Annotated in this window: 11 protein-coding genes, 3 tRNA genes and 3 rRNA genes; 12 read left to right on the plus strand and 5 right to left on the minus strand. The window is 58.0% G+C overall.

What is annotated here, in order from left to right; translation table 11 throughout:
- Positions 1–111 precede the first annotated feature (111 nt).
- Entirely contained in the window at positions 112–876 is a 765-nt protein-coding gene (locus tag WEU32_RS04495) for a hypothetical protein (protein ID WP_406853031.1), read from the plus strand.
- Between the two features lie 73 nt (positions 877–949).
- Here the strand turns inward: WEU32_RS04495 and WEU32_RS04500 are convergent, their stop codons facing one another.
- The 4 genes from WEU32_RS04500 to hfaA form a co-directional block, all read right to left on the minus strand.
- Positions 950–3,826, minus strand: a complete 2,877-nt coding sequence (locus WEU32_RS04500; protein WP_406853032.1) for a M16 family metallopeptidase — start codon at positions 3,824–3,826, stop codon at positions 950–952.
- A gap of 167 nt (positions 3,827–3,993) precedes the next feature.
- On the minus strand, positions 3,994–5,232 hold the full coding sequence (hfaD, locus tag WEU32_RS04505) for a holdfast anchor protein HfaD (protein ID WP_406853033.1): 1,239 nt from the start codon (positions 5,230–5,232) through the stop codon (positions 3,994–3,996).
- A complete protein-coding gene (hfaB, locus tag WEU32_RS04510) occupies positions 5,159–6,169 on the minus strand; it encodes a holdfast anchoring protein HfaB (RefSeq protein ID WP_312139304.1) in 1,011 nt (336 codons plus the stop codon). The genes hfaD and hfaB overlap by 74 nt, the downstream gene beginning before the upstream one ends.
- Positions 6,166–6,624, minus strand: coding sequence for a holdfast anchoring protein HfaA (hfaA, locus tag WEU32_RS04515; RefSeq protein WP_312816002.1), 459 nt, complete (start codon positions 6,622–6,624; stop codon positions 6,166–6,168). Before hfaA ends, hfaB begins: the two co-directional genes overlap by 4 nt.
- Before the next feature lie 180 nt (positions 6,625–6,804).
- Between hfaA and WEU32_RS04520 the strand changes: the two genes are divergently transcribed.
- The 7 genes from WEU32_RS04520 to WEU32_RS04550 all read left to right on the plus strand — a co-directional run bounded on the left by WEU32_RS04520 (position 6,805) and on the right by WEU32_RS04550 (position 13,481).
- On the plus strand, positions 6,805–7,500 hold the full coding sequence (locus WEU32_RS04520) for a rhomboid family intramembrane serine protease (RefSeq protein WP_406853034.1): 696 nt from the start codon (positions 6,805–6,807) through the stop codon (positions 7,498–7,500).
- A gap of 804 nt (positions 7,501–8,304) precedes the next feature.
- Positions 8,305–9,763, plus strand: a 16S ribosomal RNA gene (locus WEU32_RS04525).
- Between the two features lie 176 nt (positions 9,764–9,939).
- Positions 9,940–10,016 (plus strand) — tRNA-Ile (locus tag WEU32_RS04530).
- A 39-nt stretch (positions 10,017–10,055) separates the two neighbouring features.
- Positions 10,056–10,131, plus strand: a tRNA-Ala gene (locus tag WEU32_RS04535).
- A 254-nt stretch (positions 10,132–10,385) separates the two neighbouring features.
- A 23S ribosomal RNA gene (locus WEU32_RS04540) occupies positions 10,386–13,163 on the plus strand.
- Between the two features lie 72 nt (positions 13,164–13,235).
- Positions 13,236–13,350 (plus strand): 5S ribosomal RNA (rrf, locus tag WEU32_RS04545).
- The 16S, 23S and 5S rRNA genes sit together here with 3 tRNA genes alongside, the layout of an rRNA operon.
- 54 nt (positions 13,351–13,404) lie before the next feature.
- Positions 13,405–13,481: transfer RNA gene (locus WEU32_RS04550), tRNA-Met, on the plus strand.
- Between the two features lie 260 nt (positions 13,482–13,741).
- Here WEU32_RS04550 and WEU32_RS04555 read toward each other — a convergent pair.
- Positions 13,742–15,514 carry a DUF885 domain-containing protein gene (locus tag WEU32_RS04555; RefSeq protein WP_406853035.1) on the minus strand — a complete coding sequence of 591 codons (1,773 nt, stop codon included), beginning with the start codon at positions 15,512–15,514 and terminating at the stop codon, positions 13,742–13,744.
- Between the two features lie 215 nt (positions 15,515–15,729).
- Between WEU32_RS04555 and WEU32_RS04560 the strand changes: the two genes are divergently transcribed.
- The 4 genes from WEU32_RS04560 to WEU32_RS04575 all read left to right on the plus strand — a co-directional run bounded on the left by WEU32_RS04560 (position 15,730) and on the right by WEU32_RS04575 (position 21,543).
- The gene (locus WEU32_RS04560) at positions 15,730–17,382 is read left to right on the plus strand and encodes a methyl-accepting chemotaxis protein (RefSeq protein WP_406853036.1); all 1,653 of its coding nucleotides are present in this window, start codon (positions 15,730–15,732) and stop codon (positions 17,380–17,382) included.
- Between the two features lie 185 nt (positions 17,383–17,567).
- On the plus strand, positions 17,568–18,809 hold the full coding sequence (locus WEU32_RS04565) for a putative DNA modification/repair radical SAM protein (protein ID WP_406853037.1): 1,242 nt from the start codon (positions 17,568–17,570) through the stop codon (positions 18,807–18,809).
- Positions 18,809–20,248, plus strand: coding sequence for a UdgX family uracil-DNA binding protein (locus WEU32_RS04570; protein WP_406853038.1), 1,440 nt, complete (start codon positions 18,809–18,811; stop codon positions 20,246–20,248). Before WEU32_RS04565 ends, WEU32_RS04570 begins: the two co-directional genes overlap by 1 nt.
- A 245-nt stretch (positions 20,249–20,493) precedes the next feature.
- Entirely contained in the window at positions 20,494–21,543 is a 1,050-nt protein-coding gene (locus tag WEU32_RS04575) for a helix-turn-helix domain-containing protein (RefSeq protein ID WP_312137581.1), read from the plus strand.
- Positions 21,544–21,769: the final 226 nt, after the last annotated feature.

The raw sequence follows: 21,769 nt of genomic DNA on the forward strand, positions 1-21,769 counted from the left end.
GCCGTGGCAGGCGGAGCATTTGCAGGGTGCGTGACAAACTGTTTGCCACCGCCAGCACCGCCCATACCGCCACTGCCACCCGGCGGAGGCTGTGGCTCGGGCTGTGGGCCGGTGTCACCGCCCTATGGAGGCGGGGGCGGTGGCTCGGTCAATGTGAATGTGAACATCAATAATGCCCATGCTTCGGCCAATGCCAGTGCAAACGCCAGTGCGAATGCCAGCGCCAATGGCGGTGCCGGTGGTGGTATTGATCCGCGCGAGGGTGGCTATATCGGCGGCCGTGGCGGCAATGGTGGTCGTGGCGGGAACGGCGGAACCACAGTGATCGTCGCCGGTGGCGGCGGAGCCTATTTCAATGTGGATCAGCCCTATCCGATGACGGCCCATGGGCTGGCAGTTGAAGGCGCACGTTCTGAACGTGTCAGTGTGCCGTTCACCTCGACCCGTTCATGGGAAAAGCGTTACCGCATTCAGGCCGTCTGTCTGGATGACCGCAATGTGCCGCATCCGGCCTCGCAGGTCCGTCCGGGCAAGGACATCGCAGAAGGCTATGAAGGCGAAGTGTATCGCTGCATGGCCGGCACCAAGATGCAGTGGACCCGTACCGATATGGATGGTGGCGAAGGTCAGACGGTCACCTGCAACAAGAACGAAGCTCTGTGGTACGGCGGCAAGGTTCTAGAATGCCGTCCGCAGAAGCGCGAGCGTGACTGTAACGAGCGTTCCCTGCTGCGTCGCTATGGTGCGGGCGTAAAGGAACTGGTTCTGCGCGGCGAGGAAACCATCACCGAGTACCGTGAGGAGGTTGTCCAAAGCAGCTTCTCGTCATCGGGTTCGATGATGATGGATGGCGGCGTCGGCGGCCGCGTTTTCTAAACCCGTATGATCATTTAAAAAGAAAGGCTCCGGACAATGTGTCCGGAGCCTTTTTTATGGCCTTTGCCGATCCTTACGGATTGGCGGCGACCACTTCCAGTTTCCACGCTTTGTCGGGGCGCAGATAGGTGCGGGCGGCATTCTGGACTTCTTCGAGGGTGAAGCCTTCCAGCATGGCGATGTGGCCATTGATACGTTGCTCGGTGGCCGGATCCTTGGCCAGATCGGTCAGAGCACCCAACCAGTAGGCATTGCCCGCTTGCGAACGACGCAGACGCTCGACGACCGGCATGCGGGCGCGGGTTAGTTCATCGGCGGTGATCGGCGTATCGGCAAAGCTGGCGACGATCTTGTCTACAGCGGCGTAGAAGTCGGGCAGTTTGCTGATATCCACCTCGGCGGCGACAAGGGTATAGCCATAATCGTCAAAGGTGGTCGATGCCGACGATGTGGACATCGGGCTATAGCTCAGGGCCTGCTTCTCGCGGATTTCCTCGAGAACGCGCAGGCTCAGAACCTCGCTCATCAGCGAAACCAGACGCGCCTCGCGACGGTCGCCCATGGCATCGGTGGTCGGCCAAGCTACAACGCCAAAGGCTTGTTCGGCCTTGCCGTTGTGGGTGATGCGGACCGGTGTTGCACTCGCTGCAGGGAAGCTGCGCTTGTCCGAACCGGCCAGTGGTGCGGGCGTTGCGCTGCGCACCGGCAGGGCGGCCAGAGTGGTGGCCACAGCCTTGGTTGCATCCTCGACCGAGGTATCGCCGACGATCACAACATCGATCGGGCCATTGGCCAGACCAGCCATCACGCCCGCGCGGATGTCGGTAATGGACATGGCATTGATTTCTTCGGGCGTCGGCATGGAGGCACGGCGATCACCGCTGGCCATGAGCGGAGCACCATCGATGCCGAAAGCTCCCATGGCGGTGGCGCGTTGCTGTTCCAGTACCTGCGGCAGAATGGCCTTGATCTGTTCGAACGGCGCAGGACGCAGACCCGGATCGGTCAGATAGGCCGTCAGCACCTGAAGTTGCAGATTCAGGTCTTCGGGACGGGTCGAACCGGACAGACGATAGGCATCATCGGTGAGCGCAAAGCCGGACGAATAGATACGGCCCGTCAGAACGCGGCTGACTTCATCGGCGGTCAGCTTGCCAAGGCCACCGGCGGTAAAGACGTTACCGGCCATGGCGACAGGGCTGTAGCGGTCGGTCGGCAGGCCAAGCTGGCCATTGCCGGTCGAGACCGAGACAAGGATTTCCTGATCCTTGAAATCGGTCGGCTTGACCGTCAGGCGCACGCCGTTGGGGAAGTTGACGACCGTTGCGCCCAGTGCGGCATAGGCCGTCTGGCCACTGGCGGTGCCCAGCGTGCCAAAATCGGTATAGGGCCAGACCAGTTCGGCCTGTGCGGCAGGGGCTTCAACCGGCTTGGCGCGGCTGGCTTCGAGAATGCGGGTAACTTCGGCTTCACCGCCCTCGATGGCTTGCGGGGTTGAAACCAGAGCCAGCGGACCTTGACCCTGGAAGGCCTTGGCCAGTTCGGCCTTGACCATGTCCGGAGTCAGGCCTTCGACAGCGGCATTGAAGCGGGCCAGATTGTCGGCGGGCGAGGTGGTGACCTCGTTCTCGTTGACGCCGCCCAGAATAGCCATGGCGAGAGCAGGTGTCGGCTGGGTAGAAGCTGCTTGAACCGCATTTTCCATACGCACGCGGATATTGGCGATTTCGCGCTGAAGCTCGGCATCGCTGACACCATACTGGATCAGGCGGCGTTGTTCCTGCTCGATGGTTTCCAGAGCGCGGCCAAGGCCACCCGGATTGAAGCTGGCGCTGATGGTGGCAAAGTCCAGTGACTTGAAGAAGCTGCCTGTGCCACCGCCGGCACCGATGAAGGGCGGATTATCCTGACGCGAAATTTCGCCCAGACGACGGTTCAGGACCGCCAGGCCCAGTGAACGGATGGTGCTTTCGCGACGCCGGTCCACGCTGTCGGGACGCAGATCAGCAGCACGGGTCCAGTACAGGTCCACGCTGGACTGCACACCCGGTTCGACGACGATGCGGCTTTCGGCTTCGCGCGGGGCCAGCGTGCCAAGGTCCGGATTTGGGCCGTTCGGGTGGCTGTTGGTCCAGTCGGCAAACTTGGTCTTGATCTTGGCTTCCATCGCATCGACGTCAAAGTCGCCGACCGCGATAAAGGTGGCGCGTTCCGGACGGTAATAGGCGCGATAGAAGTCGATGAAACGCTGGGTCGGGGCGGTGCGGATAATGTCCAGATCGCCGATCGGCAGGCGATCAGCCAGACGCTGACCGGGGGCCAGAAGTCCGATCTGGGCCTTGAGGGCGCGCAGTTGCGGCGTGTCGCGCATACGCGCCTCGCCCACAATCACATCACGCTCGGCATCAATGGCCGCCGGTTCCATCAGCGCGCGCGAAACCTGTTCACGCATAATCATCAGAGAGGTATCGACCGTCTCGTCGTCTGTGCGCGGCAGTTCCAGCATATAGGCGGTCTGGTCAAAGCTGGTGAACGCATTGGTATCGGCACCAAAGGCCAGGCCTAGACGTTCGAGGATACGAAGCATCTCGTTTTCGGGCACATTTTCCGTGCCGTTGAACAGCATATGTTCCGAGAAGTGGGCCAGACCCTTTTGGTCGTCATCCTCGTTCAGAGAACCGGCATCGATACGCAGACGGAACGAGGCCTGACCCGGAGGGGTGGCATTATGCATCAGGGCATAGCGCATACCGTTCGGCAGGGTGCCAAAACGGATACGTTCGTCGGCCTTCAGATCACTGGCGTCTTGTGCCCATGGCTTGGAGGGCTGGGCCTGCTGGCCTTGGGTGGCCGTTACGGGCAGGGCCAGCGCAACGGCTGGCAGGGCCGCGCCCGCAATCAGGGCAATCGAGGATACCGCCGGAAGCAGGAGGCGTCGTGACAGGGACATATTTTGCTTATCTCCGCGAAGGCCTTAACCGTCAGGCAAGGCAAAGGGTACGCAGCTCTGCCAGAGCTGCGTTCGCGAAGATGTTGCAGCCCGAGTGCGGACGCACAACTTACCAAAAATTCACAATGAGCCGTTTCAGGCGCAGGAAGTTCGGCTGAACTTCAGTCTCAGCCGCCCGGACGGGACACATAGAAGTTGGCGCTATTGCCGGTTGCCGTGGTGCCGGTGATGACGGCACGGCCCTGACCGACGATATTGGTCGTGGCTGTGGCCGAAACATTGCCGGTATTCGTCTGGTTGTTGCGGGCATTCATAATGCCGCCGCAGTCGGAACAGGCAAAGCCGGTGACGCTGTTGCCGACGGCATTGGCGCCGGTATAGGCGTCATAGCCATTATAGCCGGTCAACTCGACCTCGACGGCAACACCGCCCGAATTCATCTGGGTATTGTCGATCTCGACCCAGATGTCCTGATTGCCGACATAGGCCTGATTGCCTGCACCGTCGGCCATGGCGCGCAGATCGCCAAAATCATAGGCATGGGTGGTGGCGCGGCTGGAAACACCGCCGGTATTGGTCTGGTCGGTCGTAATGACCTGTGAACCGCCCGCATTATTGGCGGTGATACGGTTGGCGGCGGCGGTGGATACTGTGGTGCTGACCCAGGTGTTACCGGCGCTGGAAGCGGTTTCAGCGGCGGTCCAACCCTCGGCCAGTTGGCGCACTTCGACGCGCTGTCCCGATGAACCATTGGACGACAGCTGTGCCGTATTGGATGCGGCATCGGCGGCAATATGGGCGTTACCGGGTATATAGTGTGCGGGCACATAGGTTCCGGCGCGGGTGTCGCCGGTGGCGCGCTGCTGGATCGTGCCGGACACGAAGGTGTTGGTGCCGCCCGCCAGCACATTATTACTATAGGACGCGCTGGTGGCCTGAATGCCGCCGGTCAGGCGGGCATCGGGGTTTTCGAGTACGGTCTGGCTGACCGTCGAACCATAGGTGTACTGGCGGCTGTCCAGTTCCAGCGCGGCATTATTGGCGGCGGCACTGGCTTCGTTGGAACGGGCCTGAGTCACAGCGGTCACGCGACCGGACACTTCGTATCCGGTATTGATATTGGTCTGGGCCGCAATCGCACCGTGGCTGGACTGGGTATTACGCAATGTAATGTCCCGCCCTTCGGCACCGCCATTGATCTGGTTGCCCAGAGCGGTGTTCGAGACGGTCACCTGCTGGTTGGCCTCGACCACGTTCAGGCGCTGTCCGGCGAACACATCGCCGAACAACATCTGCTCGTTCAGGACGACAGAGCCGTCCTGTGCGCGAACATCACTGGCCGATACGGCGCACAGCGCTGTCACGGCGATCGTGCCAACGATCAGGGTCTGCGCGTGTCTGGCCATTGTTGGTGTCCGTATTGGTGTTGGTTGCGTAATAGTTGCCGGTGGCACCGACAGTCATGGTGGTCAGCGGGTCATTGGCAGGGTTCAGGCAGACCTCGGGTCCGGGGGCACCGTAGAGGTTGCTCATAAACTCGACTGTGGCGCGTTCCACGAGGGCACGCACAGCCAGTTGCACCGGCTCCAGACCGCTGGAACCCGCCGAGATGTCGAACACATTGCCGTTCAGGAAGTCGAACACACCGGCCGAGACTTCGCGTCCGACGATCTGCTTCTGGTAGGAAACCACATCGACAACCTCGAGTGTGGTGGTCTGGACCATGCGCAGGTCGATGGCGACGTTCATCACGAAGATGCGGCCATTGATCATGCCCGATCCGCCATTCTCTTTGACCTGACCGCCGGCCACATCAAATCCGGCTGAACGGATGTTGTAGTTCACCTCGGTAATGCCACCGACAATATAGAAGTCGGAACCGGGCACCTGTCCGGCGATGATACGGCGGTAATTGGCGTCCTGCGGCGTGGCGGCTTCGTCACCGATCAGGCGGTTATTGGCATAGCGCAGCTCCAGCTCCGATACGGAGGTGTCATAGCGTTCAACCAGACGCGCACCGGACTTGGCCAGGGCCGAGTTCGCCATCAGGGATGCGCCCTGCGTGATCTGGCGTCCGCCATCAGCCGAGATCGAGCCGGTATAGTCGCTGATCCGGCCTACAGCCATACGCGGCGAGGGCAGGTTATAGCGACGCGCATAGTCGGCCAGACAATATAGTGCGTCCGAATACGGGGTCGGGTTGGCGGTCACCGGCGCATTGCCGATGGGGTTGGCATACAGGCCATCCGAGCCGGCGCTGGGGCTTACGCAACCGGCCAGCAGGGTCGAAGCTGCGACGACAGACACGGCTGCCTTAAGGGAAAGGGCGGTGACGCGCTTCATGGGAAGACCAATGTGCCGTTGAGGACCGTTCCGGCGCTGACATTGCCGGTATTGGTCTGGTTGGAGTTGACGATGACGGTGTTGTTCTTGCCCTGAACCACGACATTCAGGCTGTTGCCGATGGCGGTCGAGCCGCCGATGGCCGAGGAGCCTTGTCCGTTCAGGGAGCCAACGCGAGAGCTGGCCGAGGTGGATACCCCGCCGGAGGACTGGCTATAGCTGCTGGCACCCGACTGGATGATGCCGTCAACGATCAGGCGGTTGCCATTGGCGTCACGCGTCGTGCCAGTGGTGGCGCGGGCTGTGCCATAGCGCGATCCGCCATAGCCAGACTGTAATTGGCCCAAGCTCTGGCTGCCGGCCTGTTGGGCCACGGCAGTTGCCGGAACCGTGCAGGCGACAGAAGCCCCCAACCCGACAGCGACCAGTCCTGCGATTTCCAGTTTGATACGCATTGGTACACGCTCCTTCTCTCGAAAGGGGAAAGAGCAACAGACATGCCAACACATTGCACCGGTACGGGACGGGGGCGATATGGGCCTGTGGGGCCACACTTATAGGGTGGCCTATACTAATAAGACGATACGGGGATCGGCTTCTTGAGATTGGAGCCTTGGCGGTCCATCTGTTTGCAAATGCATCCTGAAGATAATCGTTCCGAACACCGTCCCGCCGAACCGGCTCCTCCGCAGTCGTCTGGCTCCGAGCCGATATTCAAGATCCCGTTCGTACCGCTGGTGGTGGCGGTCGGGCTGGTGGGGCTGTTCATGGCGCAGTCCGGTCTGGGGCAGGGCGGCATGGAGATGGGCTTACGGCCGGTTGATCTGTCCTATGGATATGTAGGCGGCCTGTTCACCCACATGCTGGTTCATGGCGGTTGGGCGCATGTCATTATGAATGCCGTGGCCCTTCTAGCATTCGGCACGCCGGTCGCCCGCGATTTCGACAAGGGCATGGGCCCGATTGGCTGGCTTCTATTCTTTATAGTGTGTGGCGTGCTCGGCGGGCTTGGATATGCACTTGTGCATTGGGGCAGCTATACACCGATGGTCGGGGCGTCGGGGGCGGTGTTCGGGATGATTGGCGCATCGCTGCGGTTGATGGCCGCTCCGGGATTGCTGATTCCGTTCTTCCATCCCGTGGTATTGCGCGGTGCCGCCGCGTGGATGGCGGTCAATCTGGTCACGGGATTGCTGGGTAGCCTGCTTACAGGAGGGGAGGCCGGAATCGCGTGGGAGGCCCATGCATTTGGATTCTTGGCCGGCATCACCCTGATCGCGCCATTTCACCAGCTCTTCAGCCGCAAAATCCACCGGATGCCTGGAAGCTGATGCGGGTATCGCCATGTTTCGGGTCGTAACCTGCCATAAAGTCTAGGTTTTTCGCCTCAATTGCTTGCTTCGGCAGAGATTTCATCCCCAGAGGGGCTCGATCTGTGGATGAAATGACAGTTGCGTGAAATTGGTCTTGCCGTCCAAGGGAGCGACGCCTATCTACCCACTCCTCGGCGGCGGGCGGTTCTTCGGAGCGGTTCGGCGGCGGGGTGTTAGTCTTCTGGGTGCTTCTGTGTGTCTGGATTTTCAGGGTTTGGTTCTTAGGGATCGGTTCTGAGAAAGATCGAAAGATCGGGTTGACACGGAGGAGGGCGATCGGTAGATAGCCGCCTCCTTCGTCGGAAGGCTCTACGGAGTGTCTGGCGAGATTGTCGAAAACTTCTTTAAAAGAAGTGGTTGACACGGAGACGGTGGATCGGTAGATACCCGCCTCCATCACTGGAAAGGCCTTCGGGTTTTGAAAGTGACCGGGTCGAAAACTTCTTTAAAAAGAAGTGCTTGACACGAAAATCAGGGTGGTTTAGATAGCCGCCTCCGCCGAGAACGGGCGTTAAAGAGTTCAGGCGGCCTTCGGGTCTGGTCTTTGAAATCGTTGATCTGGAAAGAGAAACGCAGGCGGCGGTGTTCTAGCGGAACCTTTTATAGGTTCATTATAGATGACACTGACAACTGCGGTCTTTTTGAAAAGATACAACCATGAACACAGTCTTCGGATTGTGATTGTGGGATCTCGTCAAAATAATACGTAGAACTAACGCCGAGACGATTTAGTCGTCTCAAGCTTTAGGTCAATGGTCAACTCAACCTGAGAGTTTGATCCTGGCTCAGAGCGAACGCTGGCGGCAGGCCTAACACATGCAAGTCGAACGGACCCTTCGGGGTTAGTGGCGGACGGGTGAGTAACACGTGGGAACGTGCCTTTAGGTTCGGAATAGCTCCTGGAAACGGGTGGTAATGCCGAATGTGCCCTTCGGGGGAAAGATTTATCGCCTTTAGAGCGGCCCGCGTCTGATTAGCTAGTTGGTGAGGTAATGGCTCACCAAGGCGACGATCAGTAGCTGGTCTGAGAGGATGACCAGCCACACTGGGACTGAGACACGGCCCAGACTCCTACGGGAGGCAGCAGTGGGGAATCTTGCGCAATGGGCGAAAGCCTGACGCAGCCATGCCGCGTGAATGATGAAGGTCTTAGGATTGTAAAATTCTTTCACCGGGGACGATAATGACGGTACCCGGAGAAGAAGCCCCGGCTAACTTCGTGCCAGCAGCCGCGGTAATACGAAGGGGCTAGCGTTGCTCGGAATTACTGGGCGTAAAGGGCGCGTAGGCGGATCGTTAAGTCAGAGGTGAAATCCCGGAGCTCAACTTCGGAACTGCCTTTGATACTGGCGATCTTGAGTGTGAGAGAGGTATGTGGAACTCCGAGTGTAGAGGTGAAATTCGTAGATATTCGGAAGAACACCAGTGGCGAAGGCGACATACTGGCTCATTACTGACGCTGAGGCGCGAAAGCGTGGGGAGCAAACAGGATTAGATACCCTGGTAGTCCACGCCGTAAACGATGATTGCTAGTTGTCGGGCTGCATGCAGTTCGGTGACGCAGCTAACGCATTAAGCAATCCGCCTGGGGAGTACGGTCGCAAGATTAAAACTCAAAGGAATTGACGGGGGCCCGCACAAGCGGTGGAGCATGTGGTTTAATCGAAGCAACGCGCAGAACCTTACCACCTTTTGACATGCCTGGACCGCCACGGAGACGTGGCTTTCTCTTCGGAGACTGGGACACAGGTGCTGCATGGCTGTCGTCAGCTCGTGTCGTGAGATGTTGGGTTAAGTCCCGCAACGAGCGCAACCCTCGCCATTAGTTGCCATCATTTAGTTGGGAACTCTAATGGGACTGCCGGTGCTAAGCCGGAGGAAGGTGGGGATGACGTCAAGTCCTCATGGCCCTTACAGGGTGGGCTACACACGTGCTACAATGGTAACTACAGAGGGTTAATCCTTAAAAGTTATCTCAGTTCGGATTGTCCTCTGCAACTCGAGGGCATGAAGTTGGAATCGCTAGTAATCGCGGATCAGCATGCCGCGGTGAATACGTTCCCGGGCCTTGTACACACCGCCCGTCACACCATGGGAGTTGGTTCTACCCGAAGGTGGTGCGCTAACCGTAAGGAGGCAGCCAACCACGGTAGGGTCAGCGACTGGGGTGAAGTCGTAACAAGGTAGCCGTAGGGGAACCTGCGGCTGGATCACCTCCTTTCTAAGGATGCTTCTCCAGTGTCTCTCACGAGACATTATTGAGGCTCCAAACATATGCGGGATACCGCCGTCTTCGTTTCTCTTTCCAACCATTCAGTCATCGACGACAGAGCATTCGGTTCTGTGACAGATGGCTGCGATTGCGAGCCTGAGATAACGGGCTGTCGCGCTGCCTAGAGGCCTGTAGCTCAGGTGGTTAGAGCGTACGCCTGATAAGCGTAAGGTCGGCAGTTCGAGTCTGCCCAGGCCTACCAGCACGACGCATTTATCATCTGGCTTACCTCCCAAGTTTTGGGGCCATAGCTCAGTTGGTAGAGCGCCTGCTTTGCAAGCAGGATGTCGTCGGTTCGACTCCGTCTGGCTCCACCATATCTTCTCTTTCCTTCGATGCGCTTCGTAGCGCTCAGGAAGAGATAACAGGGAATCTCGCAATCATACGAGTTTGCATATGACCTTTGGGTCGTATGCATTGACATTGTTTAGGAAGGATTTGACCGGCTTGTTCATAAGCTTGAGGTCAGGTTCGAGAAGAAATCGTCTGGCATAGTAAAACACCAGGCACTGTCCACCGCTCACCTCTTTCCGGGCCGTGGATAAGCAGTGCATGGGTTTTGCTGAGAAACGATCAAGCGTTGAAGGGCTTCTGACGGATGCCTTGGCGTAGAGAGGCGATGAAAGACGTGGCAAGCTGCGATAAGAACCGGGGAGGCGCTAGCACCCTTTGATCCGGTTATTTCTGAATGGGGAAACCCACCTTTGCAGTCTTCCAACTTCTATCCTTCGGGATAACGGTTGGACGATTGTTAAAGGTACAATGAGCTGAATACATAGGCTTCATTGAGCGAACCCGGGGAACTGAAACATCTCAGTACCCGGAGGAAAGGACATCAACCGAGACTCCCGTAGTAGTGGCGAGCGAACCGGGACCAGGCCAGTGCTCTTGTGAAATAAAGACGAATGACTTGGAAAAGTCAGCCATAGTGGGTGAAAGCCCCGTAGTCATCAAACAGCAAGAGACTCGAGTAGGGCGGGACACGTGAAATCCTGTCTGAACATGGGGGGACCACCCTCCAAGCCTAAGTACTCCTCTACGACCGATAGTGAACAAGTACCGTGAGGGAAAGGTGAAAAGCACCCCGACAAGGGGAGTGAAACAGAACCTGAAATCGGAAGCCTACAAGCAGTCGGAGCCACCAAGCGTGGTGACGGCGTACCTTTTGTATAATGGGTCAGCGACTTCATGTGTCGAGCAAGCTTAAGCCGTTAGGTGTAGGCGCAGCGAAAGCGAGTCTGAATAGGGCGCTAAGTTCGACGTATGACGACCCGAAACCAGGTGATCTATCCATGAGCAGGATGAAGGTTAGGTAACACTAACTGGAGGTCCGAACCCGTGAATGTTGAAAAATTCTGGGATGACTTGTGGATAGGGGTGAAAGGCCAATCAAACCTGGACATAGCTGGTTCTCCGCGAAATCTATTTAGGTAGAGCGTCCGACGAATACCCTGGGGGTAGAGCACTGGATGGTTGCGGGCTGCGCGAGCGGTACCAATACTAACCAAACTCCGAATACCCAGGAGTAATATCGGGCAGACACACGGCGGGTGCTAACGTCCGTCGTGAAAAGGGAAACAACCCTAACCATCATCTAAGGCCCCCAAGTCATGGCTAAGTGGGAAACGATGTGGGATTGCTTTGACAATCAGGAGGTTGGCTTAGAAGCAGCCATCCTTTAAAGAAAGCGTAACAGCTCACTGATCAAGCGATCCTGCGCGGAAAATGTAACGGGGCTAAAGCCATGCGCCGAAGATATGGGTTTGCAGTTTACTGCAAGCGGTAGCGGAGCGTTCTGTAAGCCGGTGAAGGTCAACTGTGAGGTTGGCTGGAGGTATCAGAAGTGAGAATGCTGACATGAGTAACGATAAACAGTGTGAGAAACACTGTCGCCGAAAGACCAAGGGTTCCTGCGTAAAGCTAATCTGCGCAGGGTTAGTCGGCCCCTAAGGCGAGGCTGAAAAGCGTAGTCGATGGGAAGCAGGTAAATATTCCTGCACCAGCTAGAAGTGACGGATGGCATAACTTGTACAGGCTTATTGGATTGTCTGTGCAGGGGCGTCGTCCCTGGAAATAACTCTAGCAGAGACCGTACCCGAAACCGACACAGGTGGTCAGGTAGAGCATACCAAGGCGCTTGAGAGAACTGTGCTGAAGGAACTCGGCAAATTGCACGCGTAACTTCGGAATAAGCGTGACTCACCCTGCGCAAGCAGGACTGAGTGGCACAAGCCAGGGGTAGCGACTGTTTAGCAAAAACACAGGGCTCTGCGAAGCAGCAATGCGACGTATAGGGTCTGACGCCTGCCCGGTGCCTGAAGGTTAAAGGGAGGAGTGAAAGCTCCGAACTGAAGCCCAGGTAAACGGCGGCCGTAACTATAACGGTCCTAAGGTAGCGAAATTCCTTGTCGGGTAAGTTCCGACCTGCACGAATGGCGTAACGACTTCCCCACTGTCTCCAGCACAGGCTCAGTGAAATTGAATTCCCCGTGAAGATGCGGGGTTCCCGCGGTCAGACGGAAAGACCCTATGAACCTTTACTATAGCTTCGCCTTGGCGTTAGCGACCGTATGTGTAGGATAGGTGGGAGGCTATGAAGCCGGGGCGCCAGCTCTGGTGGAGCCATCCTTGAAATACCACCCTTACTGTCGTTGACGTCTAACCGAGAGCCGTTATCCGGTCCCGGGACATGGCGTGGTGGGTAGTTTGACTGGGGCGGTCGCCTCCTAAAGTGTAACGGAGGCGCGCGATGGTGGGCTCAGACCGGTCGGAAATCGGTCGTCGAGTGCAATGGCATAAGCCCGCCTGACTGCGAGACTGACAAGTCGAGCAGAGACGAAAGTCGGCCATAGTGATCCGGTGGTCCCGCGTGGAAGGGCCATCGCTCAACGGATAAAAGGTACTCTAGGGATAACAGGCTGATTTTGCCCAAGAGTCCATATCGACGGCAAAGTTTGGCACCTCGATGTCGGCTCATCTCATCCTGGGGCTGGAGCAGGTCCCAAGGGTATGGCTGTTCGCCATTTAAAGAGGTACGTGAGCTGGGTTCAGAACGTCGTGAGACAGTTTGGTCCCTATCTGCCGTGGGTGTTCGAAGCTTGAGAGGATCTGTCCCTAGTACGAGAGGACCGGGATGGACATACCTCTGGTGGACCTGTCGTGGCGCCAGCCGCGCAGCAGGGTAGCTAAGTATGGAATAGATAACCGCTGAAAGCATCTAAGCGGGAAACTAACCTCAAAACAAGGCTTCGCTGAGGATCGTGGAAGACTACCACGTTGATAGGCCAGGTGTGGAAGCGCGGTGACGTGTGAAGCTTACTGGTACTAATAATCCGATCGGCTTGATCGTTTCTCAGCAAAACCCATAGTTCTACTATGCATTAACAATACGATTTCTTCTCATCCTTATATACTTGGTTGACCCGGTGACTTTGTCGGAGATTCCCCACCCGATCCCATTCCGAACTCGGTCGTTAAGGTCTCCAGAGCCGATGGTACTTCGTCTCAAGGCGCGGGAGAGTAGGTCGTCGCCGGGTCTACCAAGTATATAAAGATGTGTCTCGAACCCCTTCCTAAACCCTACCGTTTGCCGCGGGATGGAGCAGCCCGGTAGCTCGTCAGGCTCATAACCTGAAGGTCGTAGGTTCAAATCCTACTCCCGCACCCAAACTCCCCAAACAGCCCCTCGTTCAACCGCAGGGGGCTTTTTGCTGTCTGGGCCGCAGCGCAAAACACCGCACAAAACCCTCCCGCCACAGCCTCGCACACCGCGAACTCGCATGCCGCCGGACCATAGACCTGCGAATGGCCCCTTGCCGCTCAGCGGACGTCTCAGGCGGCACTATGCGAGGCCAGCGAAAATGCCGAAAGGGCTGCGCGCAAATACAAAGAACCCGCTGCCGATAATCATCGACAGCGGGCTTTGAATTACTGGCCATTCGTCTTGGCCAAAGCTTCCGCCACATACCGGTCCATGTGTTCTTCCAGTGTCGTGAGGGGAACGGCTCCGATACCCAGTATCGTGTCGTGGAACGGGCGCGGATCAAACGCCTCGCCCAATGCGGCTTCGGCCTCGCCGCGCAGGCGACGGATGGTCAGCTCGCCCAGCTTGTAAGACAGAGCCTGAGCGGGCCAACTGATATAGCGATCAACCTCGGTCACCACCTCGTGCTGGGACAGGGCCGTGTGGCCGGCCAGATAGTCGATGGCTTCCTGACGCGACCAGCCTTTCAGGTGGACGCCGGTGTCGATCACTAGACGCGCGGCGCGCCACATCTCGTAGCTGAGACGGCCGAAATGCTCGTAGGGCGTGCGATAGATGCCCATCTCGACGCCGAGATGCTCGGTATAAAGCCCCCAACCTTCGCCATAACCCGAGAAATAGGTGTAGCGGCGGAAGGCCGGACCTTCTGCCTGTTCTTCGGCAAGAGCCGCTTGGAAGCTGTGGCCCGGTCCGCACTCGTGCAGGGTGAGTGCCGGAATATTATAAAGCGGGCGGCTGGGCAGGTTGTAGGTGTTCATCTGGCACGAGCCCAGACCCCCACGACCTGCGGTATAGAAGGGGGCCAGTGCTTCCGGCACAGGTATAATGGTGTAGGGGCGGCGCGGCAGCTTGCCGATAAGCTTGCCAATCTGTCCGTCTGCGCGTTTGGCGACCCATGCGGACACCATCAACAGTTCATCGGGCGTCTTGGCATAGAATTGCGGATCGGTGCGCAGGAAGGTGAGGAACTCTTCGAATGTGCCTTTAAAACCTGCGTCCTGTATGGTTTGACGCATCTCGGCCTGAATACGGGCAACCTCGGACAGGCCGATCTGGTGGATCTGCTCGCCGGTCAGTTCCAGCGTCGTATATTTTCGGACCTGCCCTTCATAGAAGGCCAGACCGTCGGGCATGTCGCGCGCGGCCAGGCTGGTACGGGCCTTGGGTTGGTACTCGTCCAGATAGAAGGCCAGCAGGGAACGATAGGCTGGAATGACAGCTTCATTGATGGCCGCGACCGCTTCGGCACGCAGTTGGGCCTGTTCCGCAGCCGAGATGTTGGACGGCATGCGTTCAAAGGCGCGATAGAAGCTGTTGGCTTCGGCTGTATCGGTGATGAAGTTGCTGATCGAGCTTTCGCGGCCCTGTAGTGTGACCTGCGGGACGCTGAACCCACGGGCCAGACCGGTACGCATATTGTCCATGTTCTGGCCGAAATAGCGCGGGATATCGCGCATGCGGGCAATATAGGCGCGGTAATCTTCGGGGCTTCGCATGTCCGAAGCGCGGTCCAGATAAGTCCAGAAATTACTGTCGCTGTTGAACGGCATTTCCCATTGGCGGGCTTGGCCGTCGATCAGGGCATGCTCCAGATTGGTGCGGAACACGGCGGCATTGATCCGCTCTTCGTCGGACAGTTCGGCGACGGGGATCGTATCCAGTTGCGCCAGCAAACCCTGCGCATGCTCGATGCGTGCCTGTTGCGAGGCCGGATCGATCATGCCGAGGCTGGTACGCGGGGTGCTGGTGCCATCGGCCAGTTTACGGATGCCGTAACGGGCCTGATTATAATCCCAGTCGGCATCATACAGGGCCTTGAGGCGTGCATTGGCATCGTTTTGCGCGACCGCCGCCGCAGGTGCCTGCTGGGCCATGGCCGGTGCAGATATCCCCAGAACAGCCGAAACGGCGCAGGCCGTCAAAAGCAGTGACTTCATTCCTCATCCCCTTTGAATGTCCATTGATGAATATCAGCTAGCTCGCGCATGGCCACCGAAACGAAAGGTGAGGGATGCGGTTTTAGGGGGGATAGACCGGATTAAATTCAGGATGGTGGCACTAGGTATAAGTTCGTAATTCGGCGTTCACGGTGAAATAAGTTTGCTGTGTCACGCTGTCGGTTCTTGCAGTTCCCCCATGGCAAGGATCAAAAATGTCTGACAGCATCGCGCTCCAAGAGCGTCTGGCCTTTATGCGTCTGGATACACAAACCCGCCAGAGTCTGGCCAAGGCCCAGCCGGTTATTGAATCAGCGGTGTCCGATAGTCTGGATTCATTCTACGCTCAGGTTCGTGCCTATCCTGCCGTTTCGCACTTCTTTGGCAACGAGCAGATGATTTCGAGCGCAAAGGGTGGTCAGTCGCGTCACTGGTCCCAGATTGCCTCGGCCAAGTACGATCAGACCTATACCGATAGCGTGCAACGCATTGGTGCGACCCATGCGCGTATCGGGCTGGAGCCACGCTGGTATATTGGCGGCTATGCGCTGGTGCTGGACGGTCTGCTCAAGGCTGTCGTCAAGGATCACGAAAAGAAGCGTTCGTGGTTTTCCAGATCAGATGGCGGCAAAGAATTAGGCGAGACAGTGGGGGCCGTGGTCAAGGCTGCGCTGCTGGATATGGATTTCGTGATTTCCATCTATCTGGAAGCTGCCGAAACGGCCCGTAGAGAAGCCGAAGCGATCCGTGCCGAGGCCGAGGCGATCCAGAAAAGCGTGGTGGAAACCACGGCGCAGTCGCTGGCCCGTCTGGCCGATGGTGATCTGACGACGCGCATTGTCGAGGACTTCCCCGGCGACTATGCCCAGCTCAAAACCGATTTCAACGCGGCGATGGCCCGTCTCGAAGAGGCCATGCAGGAAGTGTCGGAAAACGTCGGCATGATGCGGGCAGGGGCTAACGAAATCAGCGGCGCGTCCGATGATCTTTCCAGCCGTACCGAGCGTCAGGCTGCCTCCTTGCAGCAAACGGCGGCGGCGCTGGACGAGATTACGGTGACGGTGAAACGCACCGCCGAAGGCTCGCAAAAGGCCAGCCATGTCGTGGACGCCGCCAAACAGGATGCAACCCGCAGCAGCGAGGTGGTGTCCGATGCGGTCACGGCCATGGGCGAGATCGAGTCCTCGTCCGACCAGATCAGCCGCATCATCGGTGTGATCGACGAGATCGCTTTCCAGACCAATCTTCTGGCATTGAATGCTGGCGTCGAGGCGGCGAGGGCAGGCGAGGCGGGCCGAGGCTTTGCCGTGGTGGCCTCCGAGGTGCGCGCTCTGGCCCAGAGATCGGCTGATGCGGCCAAGCAGATCAAGACCCTGATTTCGTCCTCGACCCAGCAGGTCAAGAACGGCGTGAAATTGGTGGGCCAGACGGGCGAGGTACTGACGGATATTGTTGGTCGTGTGACCGAGATTGCCGATCTGATGAACGAGATCAGCGCCTCGGCCAAGGAACAGGCAACCACGCTGGCCGAGGTCAATGCCTCGGTCAACCAGATGGACCAGACCACCCAGCAGAACGCGGCCATGGTCGAGGAATCGACCGCAGCCTGTCACCACCTGACAAACGAGGCGGAAAAGCTGACGACACTGGTGCGCAAATTCAAGGTGACACAGGCTACCGCTGCCGTGCGTCCCCATCAGCCCCGGTTGCAGTCACAGGTGAAAGCTATGGCCCCAAGCGTTACGGCAGAAGGGCCTATCCGCACGCGCCATAATGCCGATGTGGAGGCGACTCTGGCGGCACGACGCGCGCCTGCGCCCAAGGCTAATCTGACCCTTGCGGCCAGTCAGGACTGGGAAGAGTTCTAAGGCTGACGGCCACAGACATGGAATAAGGGCGGTGTGTATCGTCCTTATTCCATGAAAATCTCGCAACATGGTTGTCGCTGAAATCGCGAAGGAATTCGTGCATTCCATGCTCCGTAAGGTCGTCTGCGGACGATTTTTATCGTGCAGGATTGGACACGGCGCTCAATGGAACATATCATGAACAAATGGCGCGTTTAGATTTACGAAGAAAGCTGTCCATTCTGGCCGATGCGGCCAAATATGATGCATCCTGTGCTTCGTCGGGGGCACAAAAGCGCAATTCCAGCAATGGCAAGGGCGTCGGTTCGACAGAGGGTATGGGCATTTGCCACGCCTATACGCCCGATGGTCGTTGCGTCAGTTTGCTGAAGATATTGCTGACGAATTTCTGCATCTTCGACTGCGCCTATTGCATCAACCGCTCGTCCTCGAACGTCGAGCGTGCGCGGTTCAAAGTGGACGAGGTCGTTGACCTGACCCTGGCCTTTTACAAGCGCAACTATATCGAAGGCCTGTTCCTGTCCTCGGGCATTATCCGCTCGTCGGACTATACGATGGAACAGATGGTCGAGGTGGCACGCCGCCTTCGCGAGGATCACGATTTTCGCGGTTATATCCATCTGAAACTGATCCCCGAGGCGGACCCGAAACTGATCGAGTTGGCGGGACTTTATGCGGATCGTTTGTCGGCCAATGTCGAACTGCCCCGCGACGAGGCCTTGGGGGTTCTGGCCCCTGAAAAAGATGCGCGCGTGATCCGCAAGGCCATGGGGCAGGTGCGTTTGAGAATGGAAGCGGCCAAACCCGAAAAGCGCGACCGGATCAAGCCACCACGCTTTGCACCGGGGGGCCAGTCCACCCAGTTGATTGTGGGGGCCGATGGTGCGCCCGACACCGAGATTATGGATCGTTCGGCCTCGCTCTATGGCGGCTATGGCCTGCGGCGCGTTTACTACTCGGCCTTCAGCCCGATCCCAGACAGTTCGGCCATCCTGCCGGTGTCGCGGCCGCCGTTGATGCGCGAGCATCGTCTGTATCAGGCCGACTGGCTGATGCGGTTTTACGGGTTTTCGGCCCTTGAAATCGCCGAGGGCAGTGTGGGCGGGATGCTGGATCTGGATATTGATCCCAAGCTGGCCTGGGCGCTGCAAAAGCGGGCCAGCTTTCCGGTTGATGTGAATACGGGGGATCGCGAAACCTTGCTGCGTGTACCGGGTCTGGGGGTAAAGGCCGTGGACCGGATCATTTCGGTGCGTCGCTATCGAACCCTGCGGCTTGAGGATGTGGGGCGGCTGACCCGTTCTATCGACAAGGTTCGTCCGTGGATTGTGGCGCTGGACTGGACACCGGGCGGTCTGACCGATGCGGTGGACCTGCGGGCCCGTATCGCACCCCATAAACGCCCCGAGCAGTTGAGCCTGTTCTGATGCGTACTGTCCAACTGGCGGGGGAAACGGATTTTGACGGCTGGCGCGATGCGGCGCGGCGCTTGCGGGTCGAGGGCGTAGAGCCAGCCCATGTGCGATTTGTGACCGGCGAAGGGCAGGGCGGACTGTTTGGCGAAACCCCTATACCGGATGCCGCAAATGCGCGGCCATTCAAGGTGTCCAAGGCTTTTCTGGGATTGGCGCAGGATGTGATCCTGCATCGCGACGGCGACCGCTTTGATCTGCTGTACCGCCTGTTGTGGCGATTACAGGAGACACCCGAGCTGTTGAAAATCACATCGGATCGCGATGTGCGCGCGGCCTTGGAAAAAGCGAAAAACGTCAGCCGTGCATCCCACAAGATGAAGGCCTTTGTCCGCTTTCGCCAGTCGGGCGAAGGTGCGGACGAGCGCTGGATCGCATGGTTCGAACCGGCCCATCGCGTGCTTGAAAAGACGGCACCCTTCTTTGCACGCCGCTATGCCAATATGAACTGGTCGATCCTGACACCCGAAGGCACGGCCCATTGGGATGGTACGCGCCTGACTTTCGGGCCGCCCGCCCGTAAATCGGATGCGCCGCACGAAGATGCCGTCGAGGACTTCTGGAAGACCTATTACGCTTCGACCTTTAACCCGTCGCGTCTACGCTCCAAGGCCATGCAGTCGGAAATGCCCAAACGCTATTGGGCCAATCTTCCCGAGGCTGAACTGATCGCCGAGATGATTGCGGGGGCGACGGGGCGCACCGACCAGATGGTCAATGCGACTGCGCCTGAACCCAATCGCCGCTTTGAACAGGTTAAGGCGCAGAGCGTGGACCGTACCGTCACCAGTGATCTGGTGCCGCAATCCTTGCAGGCCCTGAATGCGGCACTGACAGGGTGTCGTCGTTGTCCGCTGTGGCGCGATGCAACACAGCCGGTTTGCGGGGTTGGGCCAAAGGCGGCTCCCCTTATGATTGTCGGTGAACAACCGGGCGATCACGAGGACCTGAGCGGACAACCCTTTATGGGTCCGGCCGGACATGTTCTGGACGAGGCCTTACAGGCGGCAGGCATAGATCGCGGGGAGGTTTATCTGACCAATGCGGTCAAGCATTTCAAACACGAGGTGAAGGAGAGGCGTCGCCTGCACCGCACGCCGTCCGTATCGGAAATCGAGCTGTGCCGCTGGTGGCTGGATTATGAACGCGCCTTTGTGAAACCCGAACTGGTGGTGGCCATGGGGGCCAGTGCGGCACGCAGTGTTATGGGCCATGCCGTCAATATATCGCAGACACGTGGCCAAGTTCTGAATGGCTCTCAAGGCCGCGTTCTGGTGACCTACCACCCTGCCTATATTTTGCGACATCCGGACCCACGCGAACAGGTCAGAGCCAAGGCGGACTTTATGGCTGATCTGGCGCGGGCAGGGGCATGGGCCGCCTCGGGGGCCTGAACATACATATTTCGGGAAAAAGACCTATCACACCACCCTAGGTGGAACCTGATTCGGTGAGAAGGCCGATTTTCGGCATTGAGGGTGTAGTTAGCCATCAATATTAAGGTCTGGGTAATATTTGGCTTGATACTTATCCGACTGGAAAAATGTAAAACGCAGTAAAGGTTGTCGTGCCGCTTGATCGGTTTGGCGCGACTTGGCGATCATTTACCTCGCGTTTGTAATCCAATCAGGTGTGTATCTTGGGCGCTTCCTCAGCCGATCTCAAAGCGACAGATAACCGCGCACCTATTGCACGTTCGGTGTTCGACACCTCCCTTTTGCCCGAGAATTCGCGTATCGGTATATGGCGCGAAACGGCTGCTTCGGTGTGGCAGATCTCGTCGATTACAGATTCCAGTTTCTATGCGACCGTCGATGCCTACCACGCCGGCGAGCTGATGTTCGGCAGTGTTACCACCTGCGCCCAGAAGACCGAGCGAACCTCGGCCCTGATCGCGGGTGACAGTCTCGACTACTACATGATGCAGTTCTACGTCTCGGGCAGTCGTGTTGCGCGTTCGCGGCGCGGCGAGCAGGTGTTTGCCAATGGCGATATGCTGATGGTGGACATGACCCATGCCATCGAGACGGAATCCACGGCCTATACATCGTTTGATCTGGTCTTGCCGCGACGCGTTCTGGAACCGCTATTAATCGATCCGGATGCTCTGGCGGGACAAAGACTGCAGGGCAGGCATCCTTTGACGGCCCTGTTTCGCAACCATTTGATGGCGCTGTACCATGCTGCGCCCAATATGACGGCCGGCCAGGCCATGGCCATGCAGGGACCGACACTGGCCATGGCCTCGGCGGCGTTGAACGGCAATATTGATCCGGAAATGGCTTCATCGGTGCGGATGGCTGCATGGCTGCCGGTGCGTCGTTATATTGAAGATCATTTGAAAGACCTGCGGCTGTCTGTCGAGCAGACGGCTCTGGCGTTCGGTATTTCGCGGGCCACCCTTTACCGGATGATGGGTCGCTATGGCGGTTTCGCTAATTATCTGCGTCAGCGTCGGTTGCATCGTAGTCGCGACGACCTGATCGACCCGTCCAAGGTCCACCTGACGATTGCAGAGATTGCCGAACGCTGGGGGTTTGCCAATGCCTCGACCTACAGCACGGCCTTCAAGGATTTGTTTGACATGACGCCGCGCGATTTCCGGCAGATGGCGCGAGGGCGTGGCCATCGCATGAAAGATATGGGCTCCGAAAGTGACTGGAGCCGCTGGCTGGCGGCCATGCGCTAGGCCGATAGTCTGAGTGTCAAAACAAGACACGTGAGACGCATGGAAAACTTGCTGAGACGTTAGAAAAAGTACTGAAAATAAAGATATAATTTCATTTCGTGTCCTGTTGTTCGGCCGCGTGCAGAGATTTAGCAGTCAGGTTGAAATTTATCCGCCCTTTGGGGCGGCTTTGTTGCGTGCTGCGGTTAGGGTTCTAACGAACATCCGTTGCGCGCGGACTGGGGAC

Origin of the sequence: Brevundimonas sp. BH3 (genome assembly GCF_045345115.1) — a bacterium.
GTDB lineage: Bacteria > Pseudomonadota > Alphaproteobacteria > Caulobacterales > Caulobacteraceae > Brevundimonas.

Coding starts and splice junctions, on each gene's coding strand:
- WEU32_RS04500 (WP_406853032.1), bottom strand. CDS start 3,826: ATGTCCCTGTCACGACGCCTCCTGCTTCCGGCGGTATCCTCGATTGCC.
- hfaD (WP_406853033.1), bottom strand. CDS start 5,232: ATGGCCAGACACGCGCAGACCCTGATCGTTGGCACGATCGCCGTGACA.
- hfaB (WP_312139304.1), bottom strand. CDS start 6,169: ATGAAGCGCGTCACCGCCCTTTCCCTTAAGGCAGCCGTGTCTGTCGTC.
- hfaA (WP_312816002.1), bottom strand. CDS start 6,624: ATGCGTATCAAACTGGAAATCGCAGGACTGGTCGCTGTCGGGTTGGGG.
- WEU32_RS04520 (WP_406853034.1), top strand. CDS start 6,805: ATGCATCCTGAAGATAATCGTTCCGAACACCGTCCCGCCGAACCGGCT.
- WEU32_RS04555 (WP_406853035.1), bottom strand. CDS start 15,514: ATGAAGTCACTGCTTTTGACGGCCTGCGCCGTTTCGGCTGTTCTGGGG.
- WEU32_RS04560 (WP_406853036.1), top strand. CDS start 15,730: ATGTCTGACAGCATCGCGCTCCAAGAGCGTCTGGCCTTTATGCGTCTG.
- WEU32_RS04565 (WP_406853037.1), top strand. CDS start 17,568: ATGGCGCGTTTAGATTTACGAAGAAAGCTGTCCATTCTGGCCGATGCG.
- WEU32_RS04570 (WP_406853038.1), top strand. CDS start 18,809: ATGCGTACTGTCCAACTGGCGGGGGAAACGGATTTTGACGGCTGGCGC.